20 protein-coding genes are annotated in these 21507 nt (G+C 64.3%); 6 read left to right on the plus strand and 14 right to left on the minus strand.

What is annotated here, in order from left to right:
* The first annotated feature begins 339 nt into the window (after positions 1–339).
* On the plus strand, positions 340–3729 hold the full coding sequence (locus tag OGR47_RS07730) for a DUF3971 domain-containing protein (RefSeq protein ID WP_246729832.1): 3390 nt from the start codon (positions 340–342) through the stop codon (positions 3727–3729).
* A 5-nt stretch (positions 3730–3734) separates the two neighbouring features.
* On the opposite strand, the gene tyrS is transcribed toward OGR47_RS07730, so the two are convergent.
* Positions 3735–4997, minus strand: a complete 1263-nt coding sequence (tyrS, locus tag OGR47_RS07735) for a tyrosine--tRNA ligase (protein WP_165055392.1) — start codon at positions 4995–4997, stop codon at positions 3735–3737.
* 212 nt (positions 4998–5209) lie between these two features.
* Here tyrS and OGR47_RS07740 point away from each other — a divergent pair, with 212 nt between their 5' ends.
* Positions 5210–6349, plus strand: coding sequence for an acyltransferase family protein (locus OGR47_RS07740; protein WP_246729841.1), 1140 nt, complete (start codon positions 5210–5212; stop codon positions 6347–6349).
* 11 nt (positions 6350–6360) lie between these two features.
* On the opposite strand, the gene OGR47_RS07745 is transcribed toward OGR47_RS07740, so the two are convergent.
* Positions 6361–7203, minus strand: coding sequence for an EcsC family protein (locus OGR47_RS07745; RefSeq protein ID WP_165055389.1), 843 nt, complete (start codon positions 7201–7203; stop codon positions 6361–6363).
* A gap of 284 nt (positions 7204–7487) precedes the next feature.
* Here OGR47_RS07745 and OGR47_RS07750 point away from each other — a divergent pair, with 284 nt between their 5' ends.
* A complete protein-coding gene (locus tag OGR47_RS07750; RefSeq protein WP_165055387.1) occupies positions 7488–8045 on the plus strand; it encodes a DUF992 domain-containing protein in 558 nt (185 codons plus the stop codon).
* Between the two features lie 30 nt (positions 8046–8075).
* Here OGR47_RS07750 and OGR47_RS07755 read toward each other — a convergent pair whose 3' ends face one another.
* The 10 genes from OGR47_RS07755 to OGR47_RS07800 all read right to left on the minus strand — a co-directional run bounded on the left by OGR47_RS07755 (position 8076) and on the right by OGR47_RS07800 (position 16801).
* On the minus strand, positions 8076–8810 hold the full coding sequence (locus OGR47_RS07755) for an SDR family NAD(P)-dependent oxidoreductase (protein WP_165055385.1): 735 nt from the start codon (positions 8808–8810) through the stop codon (positions 8076–8078).
* 12 nt (positions 8811–8822) lie between these two features.
* Complete coding sequence (locus tag OGR47_RS07760; RefSeq protein WP_165055383.1) at positions 8823–9137, minus strand: hypothetical protein; 315 nt, start codon at positions 9135–9137, stop codon at positions 8823–8825.
* On the minus strand, positions 9134–9370 hold the full coding sequence (locus OGR47_RS07765; protein ID WP_165055381.1) for a hypothetical protein: 237 nt from the start codon (positions 9368–9370) through the stop codon (positions 9134–9136). Before OGR47_RS07765 ends, OGR47_RS07760 begins: the two co-directional genes overlap by 4 nt.
* The gene (purF, locus tag OGR47_RS07770) at positions 9370–10854 is read right to left on the minus strand and encodes an amidophosphoribosyltransferase (protein WP_206527494.1); all 1485 of its coding nucleotides are present in this window, start codon (positions 10852–10854) and stop codon (positions 9370–9372) included. The genes OGR47_RS07765 and purF overlap by 1 nt, the downstream gene beginning before the upstream one ends.
* A gap of 107 nt (positions 10855–10961) precedes the next feature.
* The gene (locus OGR47_RS07775) at positions 10962–11549 is read right to left on the minus strand and encodes a CvpA family protein (protein WP_165055377.1); all 588 of its coding nucleotides are present in this window, start codon (positions 11547–11549) and stop codon (positions 10962–10964) included.
* A gap of 190 nt (positions 11550–11739) precedes the next feature.
* Complete coding sequence (gene radA / locus OGR47_RS07780; RefSeq protein ID WP_165055460.1) at positions 11740–13131, minus strand: DNA repair protein RadA; 1392 nt, start codon at positions 13129–13131, stop codon at positions 11740–11742.
* Positions 13132–13197: 66 nt separating this feature from the next.
* Complete coding sequence (locus OGR47_RS07785; protein ID WP_165055375.1) at positions 13198–13632, minus strand: integration host factor subunit alpha; 435 nt, start codon at positions 13630–13632, stop codon at positions 13198–13200.
* A 256-nt stretch (positions 13633–13888) separates the two neighbouring features.
* The gene (locus OGR47_RS07790; RefSeq protein ID WP_246729831.1) at positions 13889–14875 is read right to left on the minus strand and encodes a beta-ketoacyl-ACP synthase III; all 987 of its coding nucleotides are present in this window, start codon (positions 14873–14875) and stop codon (positions 13889–13891) included.
* Complete coding sequence (gene plsX, locus OGR47_RS07795; protein WP_165055373.1) at positions 14872–15945, minus strand: phosphate acyltransferase PlsX; 1074 nt, start codon at positions 15943–15945, stop codon at positions 14872–14874. The genes OGR47_RS07790 and plsX overlap by 4 nt, the downstream gene beginning before the upstream one ends.
* Before the next feature lie 271 nt (positions 15946–16216).
* Complete coding sequence (locus OGR47_RS07800) at positions 16217–16801, minus strand: YceD family protein (protein WP_165055371.1); 585 nt, start codon at positions 16799–16801, stop codon at positions 16217–16219.
* Positions 16802–16988: 187 nt separating this feature from the next.
* Here OGR47_RS07800 and OGR47_RS07805 point away from each other — a divergent pair, with 187 nt between their 5' ends.
* Positions 16989–17456 carry an outer membrane protein assembly factor BamE gene (locus OGR47_RS07805; RefSeq protein ID WP_253948098.1) on the plus strand — a complete coding sequence of 156 codons (468 nt, stop codon included), beginning with the start codon at positions 16989–16991 and terminating at the stop codon, positions 17454–17456.
* 220 nt (positions 17457–17676) lie between these two features.
* Positions 17677–18714, plus strand: coding sequence for a transglycosylase SLT domain-containing protein (locus OGR47_RS07810; protein WP_165055367.1), 1038 nt, complete (start codon positions 17677–17679; stop codon positions 18712–18714).
* A 41-nt stretch (positions 18715–18755) separates the two neighbouring features.
* Here OGR47_RS07810 and argC read toward each other — a convergent pair whose 3' ends face one another.
* On the minus strand, positions 18756–19682 hold the full coding sequence (argC, locus tag OGR47_RS07815; protein ID WP_165055364.1) for an N-acetyl-gamma-glutamyl-phosphate reductase: 927 nt from the start codon (positions 19680–19682) through the stop codon (positions 18756–18758).
* Positions 19683–19789: 107 nt separating this feature from the next.
* On the opposite strand from argC, the gene OGR47_RS07820 reads away from it, so the two are divergent.
* Positions 19790–20254: a flavodoxin family protein gene (locus OGR47_RS07820; protein ID WP_246729829.1), complete on the plus strand. Its 465-nt coding sequence runs from the start codon at positions 19790–19792 to the stop codon at positions 20252–20254.
* Between the two features lie 130 nt (positions 20255–20384).
* Here OGR47_RS07820 and OGR47_RS07825 read toward each other — a convergent pair whose 3' ends face one another.
* On the minus strand, positions 20385–21161 hold the full coding sequence (locus tag OGR47_RS07825; protein WP_165055361.1) for an outer membrane protein: 777 nt from the start codon (positions 21159–21161) through the stop codon (positions 20385–20387).
* Between the last annotated feature and the right edge of the window lie 346 nt (positions 21162–21507).

The raw sequence follows: 21507 nt of genomic DNA on the forward strand, positions 1-21507 counted from the left end.
GCAGCCTTCTCCGCGGGCTTTTTCTCTGTGGATTTGGCCGCCGCGGGTTTCTTAGTCGACGCTTTCGTCGCCATTGCGCCTTCCTTTCGTCGTAACCGCATTTAGGATCTGGCTGGACAATGCAGAGACGGCGCCGGGCGGGCAAGTGCGCAACTCCAGGGGATGCGCCTTTTTTCGGCGCGCCGGAATGACAGGGCGAAGCGAGGGTATTTGAGCGACCAGGTAGGGCGCGAGCATTGCGGCGATCGGCTGGCAGTCCCACGACGGCCGCCGAAACGGCGCCGACGCGTCCGCGTCCCGAGGGCGGTCCGGGCTGGCGCCTCCTTTGGGCTGGCCGGATTGGCGCTCGTCTGTCTTGCGATCGGCGCCTTCTTCCTGGCTCTCTCGCGCGGGCCGATCGACTTCAGCTGGCTCGCGCCGCCGATCGTCGCCGCGCTGGACGAACGGTTCGACGGGCAATTCGCCTTCCAGCTCGCTGGCGTTTCCGTGGCCAATTCGGACCATGGTCCGACGCTGACGATCGACGGCCTCGTCGTAAAATCCGGCAACAAGGCGATTCTCGCTGCGCCGCGCGCTGAGCTCTCGCTCGATTGGCCGTCGATCTTTCTTGGCCGCCTCCGACCGCGCCGGCTGGAGGCGCTCGACCTCGAGGTGCGTCTTCTCGTCCAGGCCGACGGCACCATCGCGATCTCGGCGGGCGGGGACCCGCTCGCCACCGCCAAGGTCCCTCAATCGCCACCCGCTCAACCAACCCCGAGCGCGCCGTCCGCTCCGAGCCCGCCAATCGAGCGCGTCGCCCTGCTGAAGACGGCGGCCGGCGCCCTGCGCTCGCTGATGGATCTGGCGGTCAGTCCAAACAGCCCCGTGGGCGGTTTAGATAAGCTCGGCCTGCAGCATGGCCGGCTGACCATCGACGACCGCACCGTCGACCGCACCATTCAATATAAGGACGTTTCGCTGAGCCTGGCGAAGGCCCAGGGCAGCATGCGGTTCAGCCTGGCCGCGACGGGACCGTCACGGCGCTGGAGCATGACGGCCGCGGCGAAGGGCGCGCCGGGCGAAAACCGCGCCCTCTCGGCAAAGCTGCGGAATGTGACGATCGACGAAATCTCGCTTGTCGCGGGCGCCCGCAATCTTCACTTCGACACGGACGCGCCGCTCGGCGTCGATCTGAGCTTCTCGCTCTCGCCAGACGGGATCGTGCTCGGGGCGTCCGGCGGCCTGGAGATCGGCAAGGGCTTTTTCCGACTCGAGGAGCCCGACTATGAACCGGTCATGGTCCAGCGCATCGCGGCCCAGGCCCGCTGGAGCCGGCGTGAGCGCAAGCTTGTCGTCGCGCCCGTCGAATTCAAGGCGGGCGGGTTCGATTTGGCGCTTGCGGGATCGGCCCAGGCGCCGGCGGAGCTTCCTCCCGGCGCCGATCCGGGGGCCGACGCCTGGTTGATCAGCGCCAGACTTGTGAAGCCAACCCAAATCGCGCCGGATCACGCCGGGGAGAAGAGCGTCGCCATAGAGGAGGCCACGCTCGAGGCGCGGCTGATGCATGGTCAGGGTCGCCTGCTGCTCGACCGCTTCGCCGTCTCCGGACCTGACCTGCGCGCGTCCGGAAGCGTTGCGGCAAGCTATCGCGGAGCGCCGCGCGTGGCCTATACGCTCGACGTCGACGATGTCCAGGCGCGCGCGCTCATGCGGCTTTGGCCCACGCATGTCGCGGCGCCCGTGCGCGCATGGTTTCTCGATCACATTCCCGTCGGCGTCGTGAAGCATGCGCATGCTGCTGGCGACTTCGACGGTGACGCGCTCACCGCCATGCGCTATGAGCGCCCGCCGCCGGACAAGTCCCTCGAGATCGTGGGGGAGGTCGCGAATTGCACACTGGTCGACGTCTTGCCGGGCCTGGCGCCGATGACGGGCGTCTCAGGGAGGCTCCGCGTCACCGGCCGCACCTCCGTCTTTGACGCGACCTCCGGCATGATAGAGACCGGCCCGGGACGTCGCCTCACCCTCTCCGAAGGGCGTTTCTCCGTCGCCGATAATGCGTTGATCCCGACCCCCGCCGCGCTCGATCTCAAGGTCGCGGGCAACATCGAGGCGGCCGCCGATATTCTCTCGATGCCCGTCGTTGCGGCGCATGCGACCGTTCCCGTCGACGGCGCAACGCTCAAAGGTCAGATCGACGGCCGCGTCAGGGTCGATTTCGAGCTGGGCGACAACGCGAGGGGCGATCACACAACCTTCGCAGTCGACGCGAACACGACGAATCTTGTCGTCGAGAGACTCATCGGCAAAGAGCGGCTCGAGGGCGCGGCTTTACATGTGCTCTCCGACCGCAGTGGCCTGCGCGTCAATGGGACCGGGCGACTCTATGGCGCGCCGGCGACGCTCGACCTCCGGCGCGGCTTTGGCGAAAAGGGGCCGGCGCAGGCGCAGTTGACCCTGACGTTCGACGAAGCGGCGCGGCAGCGGGCGGGCTATGCCGTCGCGGGCGTGAGCGGGCCGGTTTCGGCGATCGTGAAAACGCAGCTCCCCGTCGCCGACGACCTCAACGCCCGTGTCGAGCTCGACTTGACGCGCGCCGGTTTCGACAACCCAATTCCGGGCGTCGCGAAGCCGGTCGGCAAAGCCGCCAAAGCGTCCTTCGTCGCGGTGAAGCGCGGCGAAGCGATCGCGCTCGATCAGTTCAACTTCGACGCCAGCCCCATCCAGGCGCAGGGCGTGATCGAACTCGCCAAAGAGGGGGGCTTCCGCAGCGCCCGGCTCGCGCCGGTGCGGCTTTCGACGGGCGATGACATGAAAGTCGAAGTCTCGCGCGGCGGCGACGCGACGAAGATTGTCGTGCGGGGGGCCAATTTCGACGCGCGGCCGATGCTCGCTTCGCTCATCCGCTCGGGGAGCGGCGGCGCCGACAAGCCTTCAGGGGCTCAGAAGAGCGCCGGCGACGACGTCAGCGTGGATTTCAAGCTGCCGATCGTCACCGGTCACGGGAAACAAATTCTCTCCAATGTCGTCTTCGAATATGAAGCGCGCGGCGGGCGACCGCGCACCGTGGCGCTCACCGGCAATTTCGGCCGAGAGGACCTCGCCGTCGCGATGACGCGCGGTCAAAACGGCGCGCAGCAGCTCGACATATCGACGAATGACGCCGGCTCTTTCCTGGCCTTCCTCGATCTCTACCGGAAGATGGAGAACGGCGTCCTGAACGCCAATGTCGCGCTCGGCCAGAACCGCGCCGACGGCGCCATTCGTATCCGCGATTTCTTCGTCAAAGGCGAACCGACGATGCGTCAGCTCATGGCGCAGGGCGGAGCGTCACGCGCCGACGATCGCGGCAATGTCCGTTTCGACCCCGATGTCGTGCGCGTCGGCCGGCTGCAATCCAATTTCACGTGGAGCGGCGGGCGCCTGTCGGTGCGCGAGGGGGTGATGTCCGGCCCCGAAATCGGACTCACCTTCGACGGCTTTATCGACTTCCCGCGTGACCGGCTCGACCTCTCCGGCTCTTATGTGCCGGCCTATGCGCTGAACAGCCTTCTCTCCAATATTCCGGTGCTCAATCTCGTCATCACCGGCGGCCAGAACGAGGGTATTTTTGCGCTGAACTACCGCGTGGCGGGGGCGCTATCCGCGCCTGTCGTCAGCGTCAATCCGCTGTCGGCGATCGCGCCCGGCCTGATGCGCAAGATCATGGGCGTGCTGGACGGGACGGCGCGGATGCCGGAGACGCGGTAGGGAATTTACCGCACTTCCAGCAGCACGTGCTTCTTCTTGCCAAGCGAAAGTTTGGCGACGCCGCCAGTCTCGAAGTCTTTGTCCGAGAGCGTCCCGCGCTCGTCCGTCACAATGACGTCGTTGACGCGCAGGCCGCCGCCCTTGATCTGCCGGCGCGCTTCGCCAGTCGAGGCGACGAGGCCGGCCTTCACGAAGGCGGAGAGCACGCCGAGCCCGGCGGCGATCTCGTCGGCGGAGACGGGAACCTTCGGGAGCGACAAAGCCAGCGCGCCCTCTTCAAAGGTCGCGCGCGCGGTCTCGGCCGCCTGTTCGGCGGCTTCGCGCCCATGAACCAGCGCGGTCGCCTCCGTCGCGAGGGTTTTCTTGGCCTCGTTGATCTCAGCGCCCCCGAGCGCCGCTAGCCGGGCGACCTCGTCCATCGGCAGGAAGGTGAAGAGCTTCAGAAAGCGGGCGACGTCGGCGTCCTCGGTATTGCGCCAGAATTGCCAGTAATCGTAGGGCGACAGCATGTCGGCGTTGAGCCACACGGCGCCCGCCGCCGTCTTGCCCATTTTGGCGCCGGAGGCCGTCGTCAGCAGCGGCGAGGTCAGCGCGTAAAGCTGCGGCGTTCCCATGCGGCGGCCGAGATCGAGGCCCGTGACGATATTGCCCCATTGGTCCGAGCCGCCCATCTGCAGCAGCGCGCCATAGCGGCGGTTGATCTCGACGAAATCATAGGCCTGCAAACACATGTAGTTGAATTCTATGAAGGAGAGCTCGTGCTCGCGCTCGAGCCGCAGCTTCACCGAATCCATCGTGAGCATGCGATTGACGGAGAAATGCCGGCCGACGTCGCGCAGGAAGTCGATGTAATTGAGCCCGGCGAGCCAGTCGGCGTTATCGAGCATCGAGGCGTCGGTCGGTCCATCGCCAAAGGTCAGGAAGCGCTCGAAAACGCGTCTGATCGAGGCCTTGTTGGCGTCGATCTGCTCAACCGTCAAAAGCTTGCGGCTTTCATCCTTGCCCGAAGGATCGCCGACGCGGGTCGTGCCGCCGCCCATGAGCGGCAAGGGCTTGCCGCCGGTGCGCTGGAGCCAGGCCAGCAGCATGATCGGCAGAAGAGAGCCGACATGGAGTGAAGAGGCCGTGCAGTCGAAGCCGATATAGGCAACAAGTCCTCCGGCAGTCGCCTTTTCGTCCAGCCCCTCGAAATCGGAGCACTGATGCACGAACCCGCGCTCCAAAAGAACGCGCAGAAATTCGGATTTGGGGGAGAATGCGTCGGCCATAGGGCAGGGTGATAGGGGCTGGGGCGCATACGCGCAAGACGGGTCCTGTGGGTGGGCGGCAAATAGGCTCAAGCAGAGACTTCCGCCTCGGTCGGCGAGTGTGTAAAAATGGAAGAAGAGCTTAGCCTTAAGAGGAGAAAAATTATTTGAGACTCGAGCCCCGACTTTCAAACTTTCTTGATGGCGGCCGCTGGCTATTCGCCTTTATCGTCTTGATCGGGCATGAAACGCCGCTCTTCAATCGCTTTGGCGGCATGATGATTACCCCTCAGAGCACGACTAATTACATTTGGTGGTTTTTTAGCCACTTCCAGTTCGCCCATTTTGCGGTGATTGGTTTTTTTGTCATTTCGGGTTTTCTTGTCGGCGGCAATGCTCTGACCGCTATCTTGCAAGATAAAGCCTTTTTGAAAAGCTATCTCATCAATCGAGTGACACGTATTTACGTCGTCTTGATTCCTGCTCTACTGGTAACGTTCACGTTCGACACGCTCGGTCGCGCGCTTTTTCGTAAGTCCTTCTACGAACACAGCCTCTTCGACGGACATTTCGGCCTGAATCTAATCCCTCCTAATCTATTGAACTTGCAGGAGATCTATTCGCCCTTTTATGGCACGAGCGCCCCTCTGTGGTCGCTGGCCTGCGAATTCTGGAGCTATATCGTTTTCCCGCTGCTGCTTTTGCCCCTGCATCGCGGGCTGAGCTGGCGGGCGAAAGCTGCGGCTTTCACGGCGGGAGTCGCCTTATTTGCGGCGCTTTGCGCGCCTCAGACGCTCTTCGCTTTTTATTTCCTCATCTGGGTCATGGGCGCTATCGCCCGCATTGTGACGCGCCCGCTTCTCAAGAGCCCCAACTTGGCGCTGGCGCTTCTGATTGTGTCGGTCGTGGTCACGCGTCTGACCGTGAGGGGGCCGGCGCTGGCGGCGGTGCCGCAGCTGCAGCAGTTCGCCGATGTGCTCAACGCCTTCCTCTTCGCCAATGTGATCGTCGCTCTGCGTTTCAACTCGTCTCCGTTCCGAGACGGCGGCGTAGCGGAGATCAACCGCAAGCTCGCGGATTTTTCCTATTCTCTCTATGCAGTTCACAATGCGGTCGTCTTTTTCGGCGCATGCGCGATCCGTTATTTCGCTGGCGAGGAATGGATGCCCGATGACAGCGCCGGGCCGCTGCATATCTTCGCCTTTGCCTGCCTGACCGGGCTCGTCATGGCCTTTGCATATGGTTTTTCGCGGCTCACGGAGGCGCGGACGGAGGATGCGCGTCGAGCCTTGCGTTCGCTGGTCGACAGGGTGACTGCGACGCACGGGAGAAGGATCGCGGACAAGATGGCGGCTCGGGAAACCGTGCTCTAGGCTTTGGAAATCTAGGCGTTGAGCGGCGCGTCCCAATAGCCTTCTTCGCGGGCGATGCGGGCATATTGGGCGCGCACCAGCGCCGGATTATAAATACGCTCCAGTCGGCGGACCGCGAAATGGCCGCGCGCCAGCGTCTGGAAATGCTCGGTGAAGGCGAGATTGATCGCCGCGCCACTGACCGCGCCGATAATCGGCACCGCTTGCGCCGCAACTTTCTGTGAGACGACGACCCCGAAGCGCGCAGAGAATTGGCTGACCAGTCGCACAAGCGCGGGCGCAGCCTCCTGCGAGACGCCGCGCGTCGCAACATATCGAGCTGCGTCGCTCACGGATTTGGCGAGGAGGCCCCTGGCCGCCAGATAGCCGCCTTCGAGCACATTGTCATCCGTATGGCCGCCGAGCGCGAAAACCTCGAGGCAGGCAAGCGCCGTCTCCGGATTGCGTAGGTTCTCACCCTGGTTGCGCGCAATGTCGGCGATCGACCGCAGCATGATGGTCGTCGAGACCGGCAGTTCCACGGGGAGGCTCGCAAGGCCGACGGCGCCGCCGACGCCGCCCGTGAGCGCGGCGAGGCGGCGGTGAAAGCGCGTGGTGTCGCGTTGCGGCGCGCCTTCGAGGCTCGAAAGCGCCACCTTCAGCGCCGTTGTGAGCGCCTTGCGCGCCGCGATTCCCGCCATTTCCTGAAGCTGAGGGGGCAGGGGGCGGCTGATGAGCCCCATGCGCCGGCCGGCAAGGCGCGCGACGCGACCGGCAAAGCTCTGGCGCTCCAACGCAGCGACGGCCGCACGCAAGGCCTCGAGGTCGGAGCCCGAAAGCTGGGACTCATATAAAACAGGAAGTTGCGCGCTCATCGCTCCGTCTCCGCCGCCGCGTCCAAGCGTCGAATTAAGGCCGCGTTAGCTTACCTCAAGATCGCCCGACTGCTCGCCCTTTGCAAGGGTCTGCAGTTAAAGGGAATCGGTTTGCGATCCTTGCCGCGTGCGGCGCCGCACGCGTCGAATGGCGCCGTTCCCGTTGCTACTGTGGCGATCTCGCCAGTTGTCCTATAGTCGTCTTATGCGTAGCATTCTGGGGAAGTTTGCGATCGCGGTAAGAGCTGCAACGGCTCGAAAGAAAAAAAAGAGGAGGAGTTTCTATGTCTTTCCGTTTCAAACTCAGCCACGCTCTCGGCGGCGCCGCCATTTTGGCGCTTCTGGCTCCGGCCGCGGCTCTCGCGGACGGCCGCATTGGCACGCTTCAATGCAGACTGCTCGGCAACGATCTGAGCGTCATCGTCGAGAACCAGCAGATCGACTGCGCCTATAGCGATGACGAGGAAGGCGCCGCCCCGGTCCATTACGTCGGCACGCTGACCAAGGTCGGCCCGAATATCACCGTGAACGGCCAGGGCGAGCTTGCCTGGGGCGTGATCGCGGCCACCGGCAAGGTGGGCCCCGGCGCGCTCGCCGGCAACTACGTCGGCCCAGGCGTTTCGGCCAAGATCGGCGTCGGCGGCGGCGGCGCGGTCCTCGTCGGCGGCTCGGACAACACCTTCTCGCTGCAGCCCTTCCAGATCGAAGCGGGCGCGGGCCTTGGCTGGAACGCGGGCGTCGAGAGCCTCACGCTCGCCTATGCCCCGGAGCCGGCTCCGGTGTTTCATAGGCGCCACCATGACCATCACCATCACCACCACCACCATCATCACCATCACTGATGGCGAAGCGCGGGGGTGACCCCGCGCTTTTCACGCCGGCGGGCGGAAGTCCATCAGCCGGTCCGTGGGAAAGTCATAGAGCCTCCCGGTCTCGCGCCACTCGGGCGCTAGCAGCGGGAGGCATTTTTTTGCAAAATCCTCCGGCGCCGGCAGCGTCATCGGGTCTTCGCCCGGCATGGCCTGGGCGCGCATGCGGGTGCGTAACGGCCCGGGATTGGCGATCATAACCGTGACGCCATTGTCCTTGACCTCGGCCGCATAGGTGCGCGCCATCGCGTCCAGCGCAGCTTTGGAGATGGCATAGGGCCCCCAGAAGGGCTTCGCCTTATGCGCCGCGCCCGAGGTGACGAAAAGGACACGCCCGGCGCCAGACGCCCGCAGCAGTGGGTCGAGCGAGCGGATGAGCCGCCAATTGGCGGTGACATTCACCGCCAACACCCGGTTCCAGTCCTTGACGTCGACATGGGCGAGCGGCGACAGCGGGCCGAGCACGCCGGCGTTGCCGACGAAAATGTCGAGCCTGCCCCAGCGCTCGAAAAGCGCCCCGCCGAGACGATCGAGCGCGTCGAAATCGGTGACGTCGCAGGGAACGAGCGTCGTTTGCCCGCCCAGCGCGCGGATGTCGTCGTCGAGCTCTTCGAGCGCGCCCTGGGTGCGGGCGAGCGCTACGATATGCGCGCCCTTACGCGCGAGTTCGAGAGCAAAGGCGCGGCCGACTCCGCGCGAGGCGCCGGTGACGAGAGCGATGGGGGGAGTGGAGGCCATTGTGGGATTGTCCTAACGCCAATCGATGTTGGCGACATCGACGCTCGATCTATTCGCGCGACGATGGATGACCAGATGGATGCGAAGTTCAGCTTCGTCGAAGTCATAAAGGAGAACGAAAGGCGTGCCCGAGACCGCGTGGAAATGGATGCCATGCGACTCGTCGAAGCCGCCGATCGTCGGATAGACCGCTAAGACGTTGCGGATCACATCGGATATGCGCTTGCGCTTTTCGTCGACGACAGCACGGCCAAAGCGCGTATGGCCGAACGCCAGAAGATCATGGAGAGCCGCAAGATAGGTTCGTGAAACCCGTATCGACCTCATGCGCCGGGACGAAGGCCGCGCAGGAATCCGTCTGTCTCCATTTCGGCTTCATCGAAAGAGATAGCCCGTCCGGCAGAGAAATCCTCTTTCGACCGGGCGAGCGCGGCGGCTTCTTCTCGCGTCAGATACAGGCTGTCTCGCAAAGCCGCTGCTTCGACGATGTCTATCAGAGCTACGCGCTGCTTCTCGGTCAGGGACGGCCATAACTCGACAATTCGCGCAGGACCCGTCATCAGCTCGCCTCCGCCAGCAGCGAAAGCTGCGCGCGGTTCTCCTCCACGAGGTCCGTCAGACACGTCGGATAGTCGCCCGTGAAGCAGTGGTCCGTAAATTGGGGATGCGCATTGTCGCGGCCGTCATAGCCCATTGCGCGATAGATGCCGTCGACCGAAAGGAAGGAAAGCGAATCGCAGCCGATATAGGCGCGCATCTCGTCGAGCGAATGGGTCGCGGCGAGGAGCTTTTCCTTCTGCGGCGTGTCGATGCCGTAATAGTCCGGATGGGTGATCGGCGGCGAGGAGATGAGGAAATGCACCTCGGTCGCGCCGGCGTCGCGCATCATCTGCACGATTTTGACCGAGGTCGTCCCGCGCACGATGGAGTCGTCGATCAGGATGACGCGCTTGCCCTCGACCACGCAGCGATTGGCGCTGTGCTTCATGCGCACGCCGACCTCGCGCACCGATTGCGTCGGCTGAATGAAGGTGCGGCCGACGTAATGGTTGCGGATGATGCCGAGCTCGAAGGGAATCCCCGACTCGCGCGAATAACCGATCGCCGCCGGGACGCCCGAATCCGGCACCGGCACCACGACATCGGCCGCGATCGTCTGCTCGCGCGCCAGCTCGCGGCCCATCGCCTTGCGGACCTCATACACAGGACGACCCTGAACGAGAGAGTCAGGCCGCGCGAAATAAATGAACTCAAAAATGCAGGGCCGCGCCACCCGAGAGGGGAAGGGTTCGATGCTCTCGATCCCTGATTCCGAGATGATGACAATCTCGCCGTTCTTGACGTCGCGCACGAAGCGGGCGCCGATGATGTCGAGCGCACAGGTTTCGGACGCCAGGATATATTTGCCGTCCAGCTCGCCGATGACGAGCGGGCGAATGCCGAGCGGATCGCGCGCGCCGATGAGCTTTTTATTTGTGAGCACAACGAGCGAATAGGCGCCTTCAATGGCGCGCAGCGCCTCGATGAAGCGGTCGACAAGCTGCGGCTTGCGACTGCGCGCGACAAGGTGAAGGATGACCTCGGTGTCTGAGGTCGACTGAAAGATCGCGCCTTCCTTGATGAGGTCGCGCCGCAGCGCCTGCGCGTTTGTGAGATTGCCGTTATGCGCGACGGCGAAGCCGCCCGTGTTGAGCTCGGCGAAAAGCGGCTGCACGTTGCGCAGCATCGTTTCACCGGTCGTCGCGTAGCGGACATGGCCGATCGCCGCGGAGCCGGGCAGGCGCTTGATGGTGCTTTCCTTGGAGAAATGATCGCCGACAAGCCCAAGCCGGCGCTCGCCGTGGAAACGGCCGCCTGCGTCATAGGTGACGATGCCGGCGGCCTCCTGGCCGCGATGCTGCAGGGCGTGAAGACCCAGCGCCGTAATGGCGGCCGCATCCTGGAAATCAAAGACCCCGAAGACGCCGCAATATTCGCGCAGACGATCGCCGTCGAGATCGTCCGTCATTTCGATCGGGCCGGCAATGGATTGGTTATCGGTCATTGCGCAGTCTCCCATATCGAAAGCGCGTCGCTGCGCTGTAGCATCAACTTTGCCAACCGGCGCGGACGCCGGCGAGTTTTCTCGGCCTTGTCGCACGTCATTCGCCCTTAAGGCTTCTCCTCCGGAGCCACGGTCTTCTCGGGCTCAGATTCGGCAGGCGGGGTCTCTTCGACGGGCGCGCCGGACTTCTTGGCCTTGATCTTGGCGACGATGCTGTCCAGATCGTCAGGGAGCCATTCGCGCAGCTTGTCGCCGCCCGCCTGGAGCAGAGGCTTGGCGCGGGCGCTGCGAATCCATTCCGGCTGATTGGCGTCGGGCACAAGCCAGCCGTAGAAAACGAAGGCGACGACGGCCAGCAGCATGCCCCGAACCGCTCCGAAGACGAACCCCAGCGAACGGTCGAGCGCCCCGATCTTGGAGTCCAGAATCACGTCGGAAAGCTTCACGGTGACGATCGACACCAGAATCAGCGCGACGAAGAAGACCACCGCGACCGCCGCCGCGAGCGCGAGCTCGTCCTTGGAGATGTAGGGCTTTACGTAGGGCAGCGCCATGGGATGCAGATAGTAAGCGGCGAAGGCGGCCGCCACCCATGAGAGGATCGCCAGCACTTCGCGGGTGAATCCGCGCAGCAGAGCGAGCATGCCAGAGACCAGAACGATGATAATAACTGCCAGATCAAGGTACGACGGCATCGAAGTCCTCTTCGTTTCGCCCTGACGCTCGGAAATCCCAACGCTTCGCCGGCGCGCGCCTTGCGCGCCAATCACGTCATTCGCTTTCGCAAGCGCGCTCTGCTGATCGAAGGCGGCTGGGTCGACGGCCGCGGGAACGTACGACCGCTTGCTTCTAGCGCAACTCAACCGCCGGCGGGAAGTAGAAAGGCTAAATTTCAGCCCGTCGCGCCCGCGGCGCAGTCTGCGCAATCGCCGCAACGAGCTGGGCGACGTCGGCGCAGGGCCGCAAGGTCAGGCCGGCGCGACGGTCGTCGTCGTTGATCTGCTGGCCTTGCGCGAGAACCGCCTGGTGAAAGCCGAGCTTGGCGGCCTCGCGCAGCCGCATCCCGGCGTGGATGACGGGTCGGATCGCGCCGGAAAGGCCGATCTCTCCGAAAAACGCCTGATCGGCGGGGAGCACGGCCCCCGTGAGCGAGGAGACGAGCGCCGCTGCGGCGGCGAGATCGCCCGCTGGCTCGTCGGCGCGCAAGCCGCCCGCGACGTTGAGATAGACGTCGTGCATCCCAAGTTTCAATCCGGCATGCGCCTCCAGTACGGCCAGGATCATCGACAGGCGATTCTGGTCGAAGCCGACGACGGCGCGTCGGGGCGTGCCGAGCGAGGTCGGCGCGACCAGCGCCTGAATCTCGATCAGCATGGGGCGCTGGCCCTCCATGCCGGCGAAGACCGCCGCGCCCGGCGCCGAGGCGTCGCGCCCGGCCAGAAAGATCGCCGAGGGGTTGGCGACTTCGGCCAGTCCGAGCCCTGTCATTTCGAAGACGCCGATCTCGCCGGTCGCGCCGAAACGGTTTTTCGAGGCGCGCAGCATGCGGAAGTGATGCGCCGCGTCGCCCTCGAAGGACAGCACCGCGTCGACCATATGCTCGACGACGCGCGGGCCCGCGACCTGCCCGTCCTTTGTGACATGCCCCACGAGAATGATGGTCGAGCCGCTGGTCTTCGCGTGGCGCAGCAGCGCCTGGGCGCTCGCCCGCACCTGTGTGACCGTGCCCGGCGCCGATGGCGCGACCTCCGTGTGCATGGTCTGGATCGAGTCGATGATGATCAGCGCGGCGCGCTTGCCGGTCGCGCAGGTCGCGAGAATATCCTCGACCTGCGTGGCGGAGGCGAGTTCGACCGACGCGTCGGCGAGGTCGAGGCGGGTGGCGCGCAGCCGCACCTGCGCCACGGCCTCCTCGCCGGAAATGTAGATGACCCGCGCGCCGCGCCGTGCGAGCGCCGCGCAGGCTTGTATCAGCAGGGTCGATTTGCCGATGCCTGGCTCGCCCCCGAGCAGCAGAACGGAGCCCGGCACGAATCCGCCGCCGGTGACGCGGTCGAATTCGTCGATCCCCGTGACAATGCGCTCCGCGGCGCGATCCGATCCGGCGAGCCCCTCCAACTCGAAGGCGCGCCCGCGTGTTGCGCGCGCCGCCGTCGGGCCGGAGTCGCTCTCTTCTACGATCGCATTCCATTCGCCGCAGGACTCGCAGCGCCCCTGCCAGCGGGCAGCGACGGCGCCGCAGTTTTGACAGACGAAGAAAGAACGGGATTTGGCCATGAGCGCTTGGCGCATGCGCCGGGAAGCCTTGTCAAGAGGCGCTCGCGCATGCGGGTCCGCGAGGCGTCAACTCGCCTTCCCGTTCGGGCGCCTTTTCCCGTCCGGCTTTGGGCCTCCGTCGCCGTCTGGCAACGTCCCCGTCACCGGATCGAAACCACCGTTCACGCGCGCGCGCAACACGTTGGAGGGCTTGAAGGTCACGACTAGCCGCGCGGTGATTTTCGCAGACTCTCCGGTCTTCGGATTTCGTCCGTCTCGCGCCCGCTTGGCGCGGACGAGAAAGGCGCCGAAGGACGACAGTTTGACGTCTTCCCGCGACACGATGCTTTCGAAAATCTCGTCGAGCACCAATTCGACATATTTAGAGGCTTCAGTGCGGCCGAGGCCAGTTCGCTGGTGAACCGCCTCTGCCAGATCCGCGCGTGTGGTCGTCTTTAGCGCATGGTCGCCGTAGGTAAGAGCGCCATCGCCATCGGGCGAGAGGATTTGCTCCTGGGACATTTGGAACCTTGTAAATTTGATCGAAGAAAAGTTGGAGGCGAAGATAGTTTGTGCGGATAGCTGCTTTTACTGCAATCGGTCCGAGCGCAATCAGCAATTACCGCCAAAGAACCACTAGCCGTCGCCGAAGCCCGGCTCGCTCATCCGTTGTTGGAATTATTCAGAATCGCAGCGAAAAATCAAGCGGAAGTTGCAACGCTTAAGCGATGGCCGGCGCATATTGGGTTGAATACAATTGCCTATTCATTTCGCCCACTTACCAGCGGATCAAAGCCGATCCCCAGGTGAATCCGCCGCCCACAGCCTCCAACATCACCAGATCGCCTTGCTTGATGCGACCATCAGTCGCCGCAACGGACAGGGCGAGCGGGATGCTGGCGGCCGAGGTGTTGCCATGCAGATGGACGGTCGCCACGATCTTTTCCGGCGCGATGCCGAGCTTTTGCGCCGACATGTCGATGATCCGCCGATTGGCCTGATGCGGCACGAACCAGTCGATCTGCGCCGGCGTGACGCCCGTCGCCGCGAAAGCGTCGATGACGACGTCCGTCACCTTGCCAACCGCGAATTTGAAGACTTCCTGACCGGACATGCGGAGATGGCCGACCGTCTGCGTGGCGGAGGGACCGCCGTCGACATGGAGCTTTGCCCGATGCCGGCCGTCCGAGCGCAAATGCGTCGTCAAAACCCCGCGCTCGCTCATGGCGCCGCTGGAGGGCTGCGCCTCCAGCACCATCGCGCCGGCGCCATCGCCAAAGAGCACGCAGGTCGTGCGGTCTTCCCAGTCGATGATGCGGGAGAAGGTTTCCGCGCCGATGACGAGGGCGCGCTTGTGCGAGCCGGAGCGCAGGAATTTATCGGCGGTCGTGAGCGCGAAAACGAAGCCCGAGCAGACCGCCTGAAGATCGAAGGCGACGCCATGGGCGATGCCAAGCGCCGCCTGGATCTGCGTGGCGGTCGAGGGGAAGGTCCAGTCGGGCGTCGACGTGCCGACGATGATCAGGTCGATGTCGTCAGGGGTGAGGCCGGCGTTTGCGAGGGCCGCGCGCGCCGCCTTCTCGCCGAGCATCGAGGTTGTTTCGCCCTCGGCGGCGATGTGGCGCTCCTTGATGCCCGTGCGCTGGAAAATCCATTCGTCGCTGGTGTCGACGACCTTCGCAAGGTCGTCGTTGGTCAGCGTCTTGGCGGGCAGATAGGAGCCCACGCCGAGAACGACGGAGCGAAGCAGGGGATTTGGCGTCACTGAGCGGTTTCCTGCGGCGGACTGGCCGGGTCGGCGGCGCCGCTTTCGAATTGATGGGCGAGCGCGACCGTGTCGCGAATGCGGTTCATGAGATCGTTCTTGGCCATTTCGTAGCCGATCTCGACTGCGCGGGCGAAGCCCACTGAGTCCGTTCCGCCATGGCTCTTGATGACGATGCCTTCCAGGCCCAGAAACACCCCGCCGTTGACGGCGCGCGTATCCATCTTGCCTTTGAGTTCGGCGAAGGCGCCGCGCGCGAAGAGATAGCCAATTTTGGCGAAGAGCGAGCCGCTCATGGCGGCCTTCAGATAGGCGGCGATCTGCTTCGCCGTGCCTTCCGCCGTCTTGAGCGTGATATTGCCAGTGAAGCCTTCCGTCACGACGACGTCCACGGCGCCCATGCCGATCCCGTCGCCCTCGACAAAGCCCGCATATTCGAGGCCGGGAAGGTCGGTTTCGCGCAAGATGGCGGCGGCAGCCTTGACCTCCTCGACGCCCTTGATTTCCTCGGTGCCCACATTGAGCAGGCCGACAGTCGGCCGCTCCAGCCCGAGAATGATGCGCGCCATGGCTGAGCCCATGATGGCGAGATCGACAAGGTGGCTGGCGTTGGCGCCGATCGAGGCGCCGACGTCGAGGACGATGGACTGGCCGCGCAGCGTCGGCCACAGGCAGGCGAGCGCCGGCCGGTCGACGCGGGCCATGGTGCGCAGACAGATTTTCGACATGGCCATCAGCGCGCCGGTGTTGCCGGCGGAGATCGCGGCGTCGGCCTCGCCTTTCTTTACCGCCTCGACAGCCATCCACATGGAGGAGACGCGCCGTCCGTAGCGCAAAGCTTGGCTCGGCTTGTCGTCCATGCGGACGGTGACGCTGGAATGGCGGATTTCGGCGCGCTCGGCGAGGCGCGGATGGTTTGCAAGTTCGGCGCGGATCGCCGTCTCGTCGCCAAAGAGCAGAAACTGGCTCTCGGGCATGCGTTCGAGGGCGAGGGCGCAGCCGGGGACCGTCACCGACGGGCCGAAATCGCCGCCCATCGCGTCGACCGCGATCCGAACTTTCTCCGCCATTGCTTCCTGTTTCCCTCGAATGCCGGGGCGCGCCTGCTGTCGGCAGGCGTATGATCATCTCGCGGGCGCGAGGCTTCCCACTTGCGACGCTGTGCCGAACCAACGATGGCTCAGCGTTCTGCGCGGGTGATTGCCATTTGCGGCGCGGCTGCGCAAGTGCCACGTCGCGTAGCCTGCTTGACCGGAGCCGAGACATGGACGGCCCCGGTCACTCGGGTGTGATGCGCGCCTGGAGCCGCGCGGGGCCTTCAGGCCCACATATGGCCAGATGCTACTTTCCCGAGGGCTCGGCCGGGCGCAATTTGGTGAAAGGCGAGACCACGCCGTTCTCCTCTTTCTCCTCGGGCGCGAGCTCCACGAATTCCGCGCCGGGTTTGCGTGGATAGGGATCGAGCGCCAAAGTGAGGAACTCCGAGACCACCGCCCCGAGATCGACCGCGCCATTGATCAGCGGGTCGGGCGGATCGTCCTCGAGCATGTTTGGCTCGATCATCTCCGGCTCGGGCTCGTGACGGCGCGAGCGGGGTTTGGGGGCTTGCTTCGGAGGCGCGAAGCGCAGCTCGATCGGCTCGGCGACGTCCGAGTCGAACGCGTCGAGCGTGACCACGCAGGTCTGGCGCACGCGGGCGCGCAGCTCGCCGGTCACCTCCAGCCCGTCGCCGCGCCAACGCCGCGCGCGCAGCGCCGCTTCGAGCGAGAGAACGGCAGGGAGGTCGTTCATCTGCGCGAGCGCGGCGCGCTCGGCTTCCGAGGCGACGATCTTTATCTCGAGACCTTCCGGAGGAACCTCGATCACGGAGAGCGGGCGCGAGAGCGCCGGCTTCTCGTCGAGGGCCATATTGTTTTCGTCAACCATTTTGCCCTCTCTTCTCTACTTCAGACGCATCCATGGCTTTTAGATACGTTGGCCGCCTCATTGGCGCCAGTTCTCTGATCTATCCGGCCATGACCGGCTTGCTTTCGCGCCAATCGAAGGCTAGGCAAGCCGCATTGCGATATGGAATACCGGCGCGCGCTGCGCCGCCGGCGGGATGGAGATCGATATGGCGGGGCAGGGCTTGGGTTTTTCGAGGGACTGTCTCGGTTCGTCGGCCGCGAGAATCATGGCGGCCTTCGGCGTCGCAGCCTCGCTCTCGGGTTGCCTGGGCTATGAAGGCGTCATCAATCGCGGCGCGGTGGTCGACACGCGCAAGGTCATGCAGGTGAAGCCCGGCATGGCGGCGCCTCAGGTCATGCAGTTGCTCGGCACACCCTCGACGACGTCCACCATCGGCGGCGACGCCTGGTATTACGTCAGCCAGCGAGTCGAGCGCTCTTTGGCGTTTATGCCGCAAAGCATCACCGACCAACATGTGCTGGCGGTCTATTTCGACAAATCGAGGAAAGTGACCCGCGTCGCTGATTATGGGATGGAAGACGGCAAGCCGGTCGATTTCCTGAGCCGCACAACCCCGGTCGCCGGGCCGGAATATCACCTGATCCAGGCGTTGCTCTCCAAGGTGCCCTTCTGACCAAGAAGCGCTTGCTGGGTTGATGGCGCAAATAAGGCCCGATGCGCCGCCATCTCAGCTAAATCCTCCAGAATGCACAGGTTTTTTTGAGTTTTCCCGTAGCTCCCTCCTGCGCCGAATATGGCGAGGGGGTGGCGCGGGTCGTCGCTCTTTCGCCGTTCCCGCCGCTTAACTTCCTGTTAGGGTCCGCCGTTGCGGTGCAGGGAGTCGACGAAAAAGAATGACGGATTATCCACAGCCCACGTTGGAGTCCGCGCCTGGCATGAGTTTGGGCGACCGCTGGGCGTTGATCCGCGAAGGCCGCTCTTTTCCCATCGTTCTCCGCACCCTTTGCGTCGGCGCGCTCCTCTCGACGCTTGCGGCGCTGAGCTTTTCCGTCAAGCGTGTGGAGGCCCCCCGCTATGAGCGGCTCGCCCGCGCCGGCAAACCTCATGCGCCGGCGACGCCTTTCATGCAGTTGACGCGGGGCGATGACGAAATCGCGCTCGACAGCGACTTCTCGCTCGAGCAGGCGGCGCTCACCTGGGCGCATCGCCTCGGTAAGGACGGCGAGGCCGCACCCGACGCGCCGGGCGTCCTGCGCTTCGGTTCGGTGAAGGTGCACAAATCGATCGTTGAGCGCGTCGTGCAGGCCGCGAACCAGACGGAAATGGACCCGGCGCTGCTCATGGCGATCGCCGACAAGGAATCCAACTTCTCGACCACTGCCAAGGCGCGCACCTCTTCGGCCAGCGGGCTCTTCCAATTCGTCGAGAAAACCTGGCTCAAGGCGGTGAAGGATTTCGGTCATCTGTATGGCCGCGAGGAAGAGGCGAACGCCATCGCCGACGGCGCGGACGCCATCGGGCGCGTCGCGCCGCAGCAGCGCGCCAAAATCCTCAGCCTGCGCAACGACCCCTATCTGTCGGCGGCCCTCGCAGCTGAGATGCTGAAGAAGGACGGCTCGAAGATCGCCGAGAAGATCGGCCGGCCACTCACGCCGGGCGAGACCTATCTCATTCACTTCCTCGGGCCGGACGACACCGAGCGCTTTATGAGGGCGCTGGGCGAGAAGCCGAACATGTCGGCAGCCGCCCTGCTGCCCAAGCCCGCCCGCGCCAATAGGCCGATCTTCTTTGCCCAGCAGGGCCGCAAGCTCAAAGCCAAATCATTGAGCGAGGTGCATGAGGCCTTCGAGTCCATGATGGGCACGCGCACGAGCCGCTATGAGGATGTGGCGCAGAAGCTGCCGGCGGGCGTGACGGCCTATACGGAATGAGCCCCATGCGGCGCGCGACGCGCGGTCCGGACCGCGGGCCTTCAGGCCCGCTTGCCGTCGCCGATCATCAGATCGAGATTCTGAACGGCTGAACCCGACGCGCCCTTGCCGAGATTGTCGAGACGCGCGACCAGCACGGCGTGACGCCGCGCCTCATTGGCGAAGACAAAAACCTCCATGTCATCCGTGCCGTTGAGCGCGAGCGCGTCGAGGCGTCCAGCGACCGGCGCCGGCATGACGCGCACATGCGGCGCGCCCTCGTAATGGCGCCGATAGGCGGCCTCGAATTCCGCCGCCTTGGGCTTGCCGGGCAAAGCGTCCAGTGCGAGCGGAATCGACACCAGCATGCCCTGGCGGAAATTGCCGACCGACGGCACGAAGAGCGGGCGCGCCGAGAGTTTCGCATAGGCCATGATCTCGGGCAGGTGCTTGTGCTCGAGGGAGAGCCCATAAAGTTCGAAGGCCGGCGCCTCGCCCCTCTCGTAAGAACCGATCATTTGCCGCCCGCCGCCCGAATAGCCGGAGACCGCGTTGATCGTCAGCGGCAGGTCAGGCTGAATAAGGCCGGCGTCGACGAGCGGGCGCAGCAGCGCGATGGAGCCGGTCGCGTAGCAGCCGACATTGGCGACGCGCGCCGCTTTGGCGATCGCCTCCGGCTGGCCGGCGCAGAGCTCGGGAAAGCCATAGACCCAGCTCGGCGCGACGCGATGCGCCGTCGAGGCGTCGAGCAGGCGCGGGGCCTCATCGCCCAGCGTATCGCAAAGCGCGACCGTCTCCTTGGCGGCATCGTCGGGTAGGCAGAGAATGGCGATGTCGACAGCGGCGAGAATCGCGCCCTTGGTCTCGACATCCTTGCGCTTCTCAGTGGAAATCGCGACGATTTCGATGTCAGCGCGGTCGGCGAGGCGCTCGCGGATTTCGAGGCCCGTCGTGCCGGCGTCGCCGTCGATGAAGATCTTGGTGGTCATTGGCCGTGTCATCCCGCGGAAAGCGCGCGTTTATGAGCGGGTTGGATGATGGCTGCGTGACGCCTTGTCAACATATTCAGGCGGGCTGCCTTCAGGAGTGTGTTCAGGTGAGGAAGCAGCTCCTTCTCATTGCGCATGCCCCTTCCGCAAATCTGCAACGGATGCGCGACGCGCTTGTCGAGGGCGCGCGAGCGCCCGAGATCGAGGACGTCGCGACGCGCGTATCAAGCCCCTTCGAGGCGCAGCCCGAAGACGTGCTGGCGGCCCAGGCCGTCGTTCTTCTGACGCCTGAAAATCTGGGATATATGAGCGGCGCGCTGAAGGATTTTTTCGACCGCTGCTACTATCCCTGCCTCGAACACTCACAGGGGCTTCCCTACGCCTTGTGCATCCGCGCCGGCAGCGACGGGACCGGCGCGCGGCGGGGCGTCGAGACGATCGTCACGGGGCTGAGATGGCGGGCGATTCAGCCGCCTCTGATCTGCCGTGGCGACTGGCGCGAGGACTTTGTCCAGCAATGTCGAGAGCTGGGGACGCTGGCCGCAGCGGGATTGGACGCCGGGGTGTTTTGAGCCCCCGAAGAAGCGGATCGGCGCCCCCAAGACGGCAAAACCCCCGGCTTCCGCTTGCGCGAAACGCCGAGGGCTGCGTTCAAAGAGAACCCGGCCGGGAGGCCGGGTTCCTGTCGGCCGGAAAGCCGTATCAGTATTTCGCGAGGACGGGAGCCGCCCCGCCGCCGAAAAAGTTGAAGTGGTAGTTCACGCCCGCGCGAACCGTGTGGAAGCGGGTGTGATTGTTGACGTTGTTCAGCCCGAAGCCCGGGTTGAAGAAGAAGTTCTGTCGGCTTCCGCTGATATCCGTGTAGAGATATTCGGCCTTGGCCGACCAGTTCGGCAGGAACATCCACTCGACGCCGCCGCCGGCGGTCCAGCCGGTCTGCACGACGCTGTTCTGGTTCCACCAGGAGTTGCGCTGCACGTCGCCATAAGCGAAACCGCCCGTGCCGTAAACGAGCAGGGTGGGCGTGAAGAGCCAGCCCAGACGGCCGCGAACCGTGCCGAACCAGTTGACGCGAGCCGTGGCGTTGAGGCCGCCCCAGCCGCCCCAGGGACCGAAGCCGCCCCAAAGCCAGGGGTTGTTGTTGTTGCCGCCCGAGCCGATGCTCGTGCCCTGGAAGTCGGTCTCGATGCCGACGAGGAAGCTCTGGCCGAATTGATAATTATATCCAATCTGGCCGCCGCCGACGACGCCGCCGGTGTTGTTGCCGCCATTATTCCAGCCCCAACCCACGACATTGGAGGAGGAGCGATCCATCCAGCCGCCGCCAAGGTTCAAACCGGCGTAGAAACCGGTCCACAACGGCGGCGGGGGCGGCGGAGGGGCAAAGACGGGAGCTTCTTTGCGCGAAGGAAGATCGGCAGCGAACGCCGAGCCGAGCGCGGCAAGCGACGCCGCCGTGATCAGAAATATTCTTTTCATTTTACTGCCCTTTCGCTGAATCAAGGAGGCGTCCGCTTGGGGATCGAACTCTCTGCATCGGTTTTTTAGCTCGAAATCCGCCTAAAAGGTGTTTCGAACCGTGAGACTCGATCAGTTATTGTATAGATGTGGCATATTTGGCACATATAGCCTGTGGCTTTGCAGTTAATTTTAGAACATTGCTAAGTAATAATCCCTAGCAACATCTTTGGCTTAAGTTTAGACAACCGGAAGCGTTGCTGGAACGAGCCGTTTGAAATGCGCAGAATCACGCCGCATCGTGATGCCTCTCGGAGAATATGCCAAGCTCACGCTATCCTCTGCCATCCGCGCGGGCTCGCTTACC

The organism is Methylocystis sp. MJC1, assembly GCF_026427715.1.
Classification (GTDB): Bacteria; Pseudomonadota; Alphaproteobacteria; order Rhizobiales; family Beijerinckiaceae; genus Methylocystis.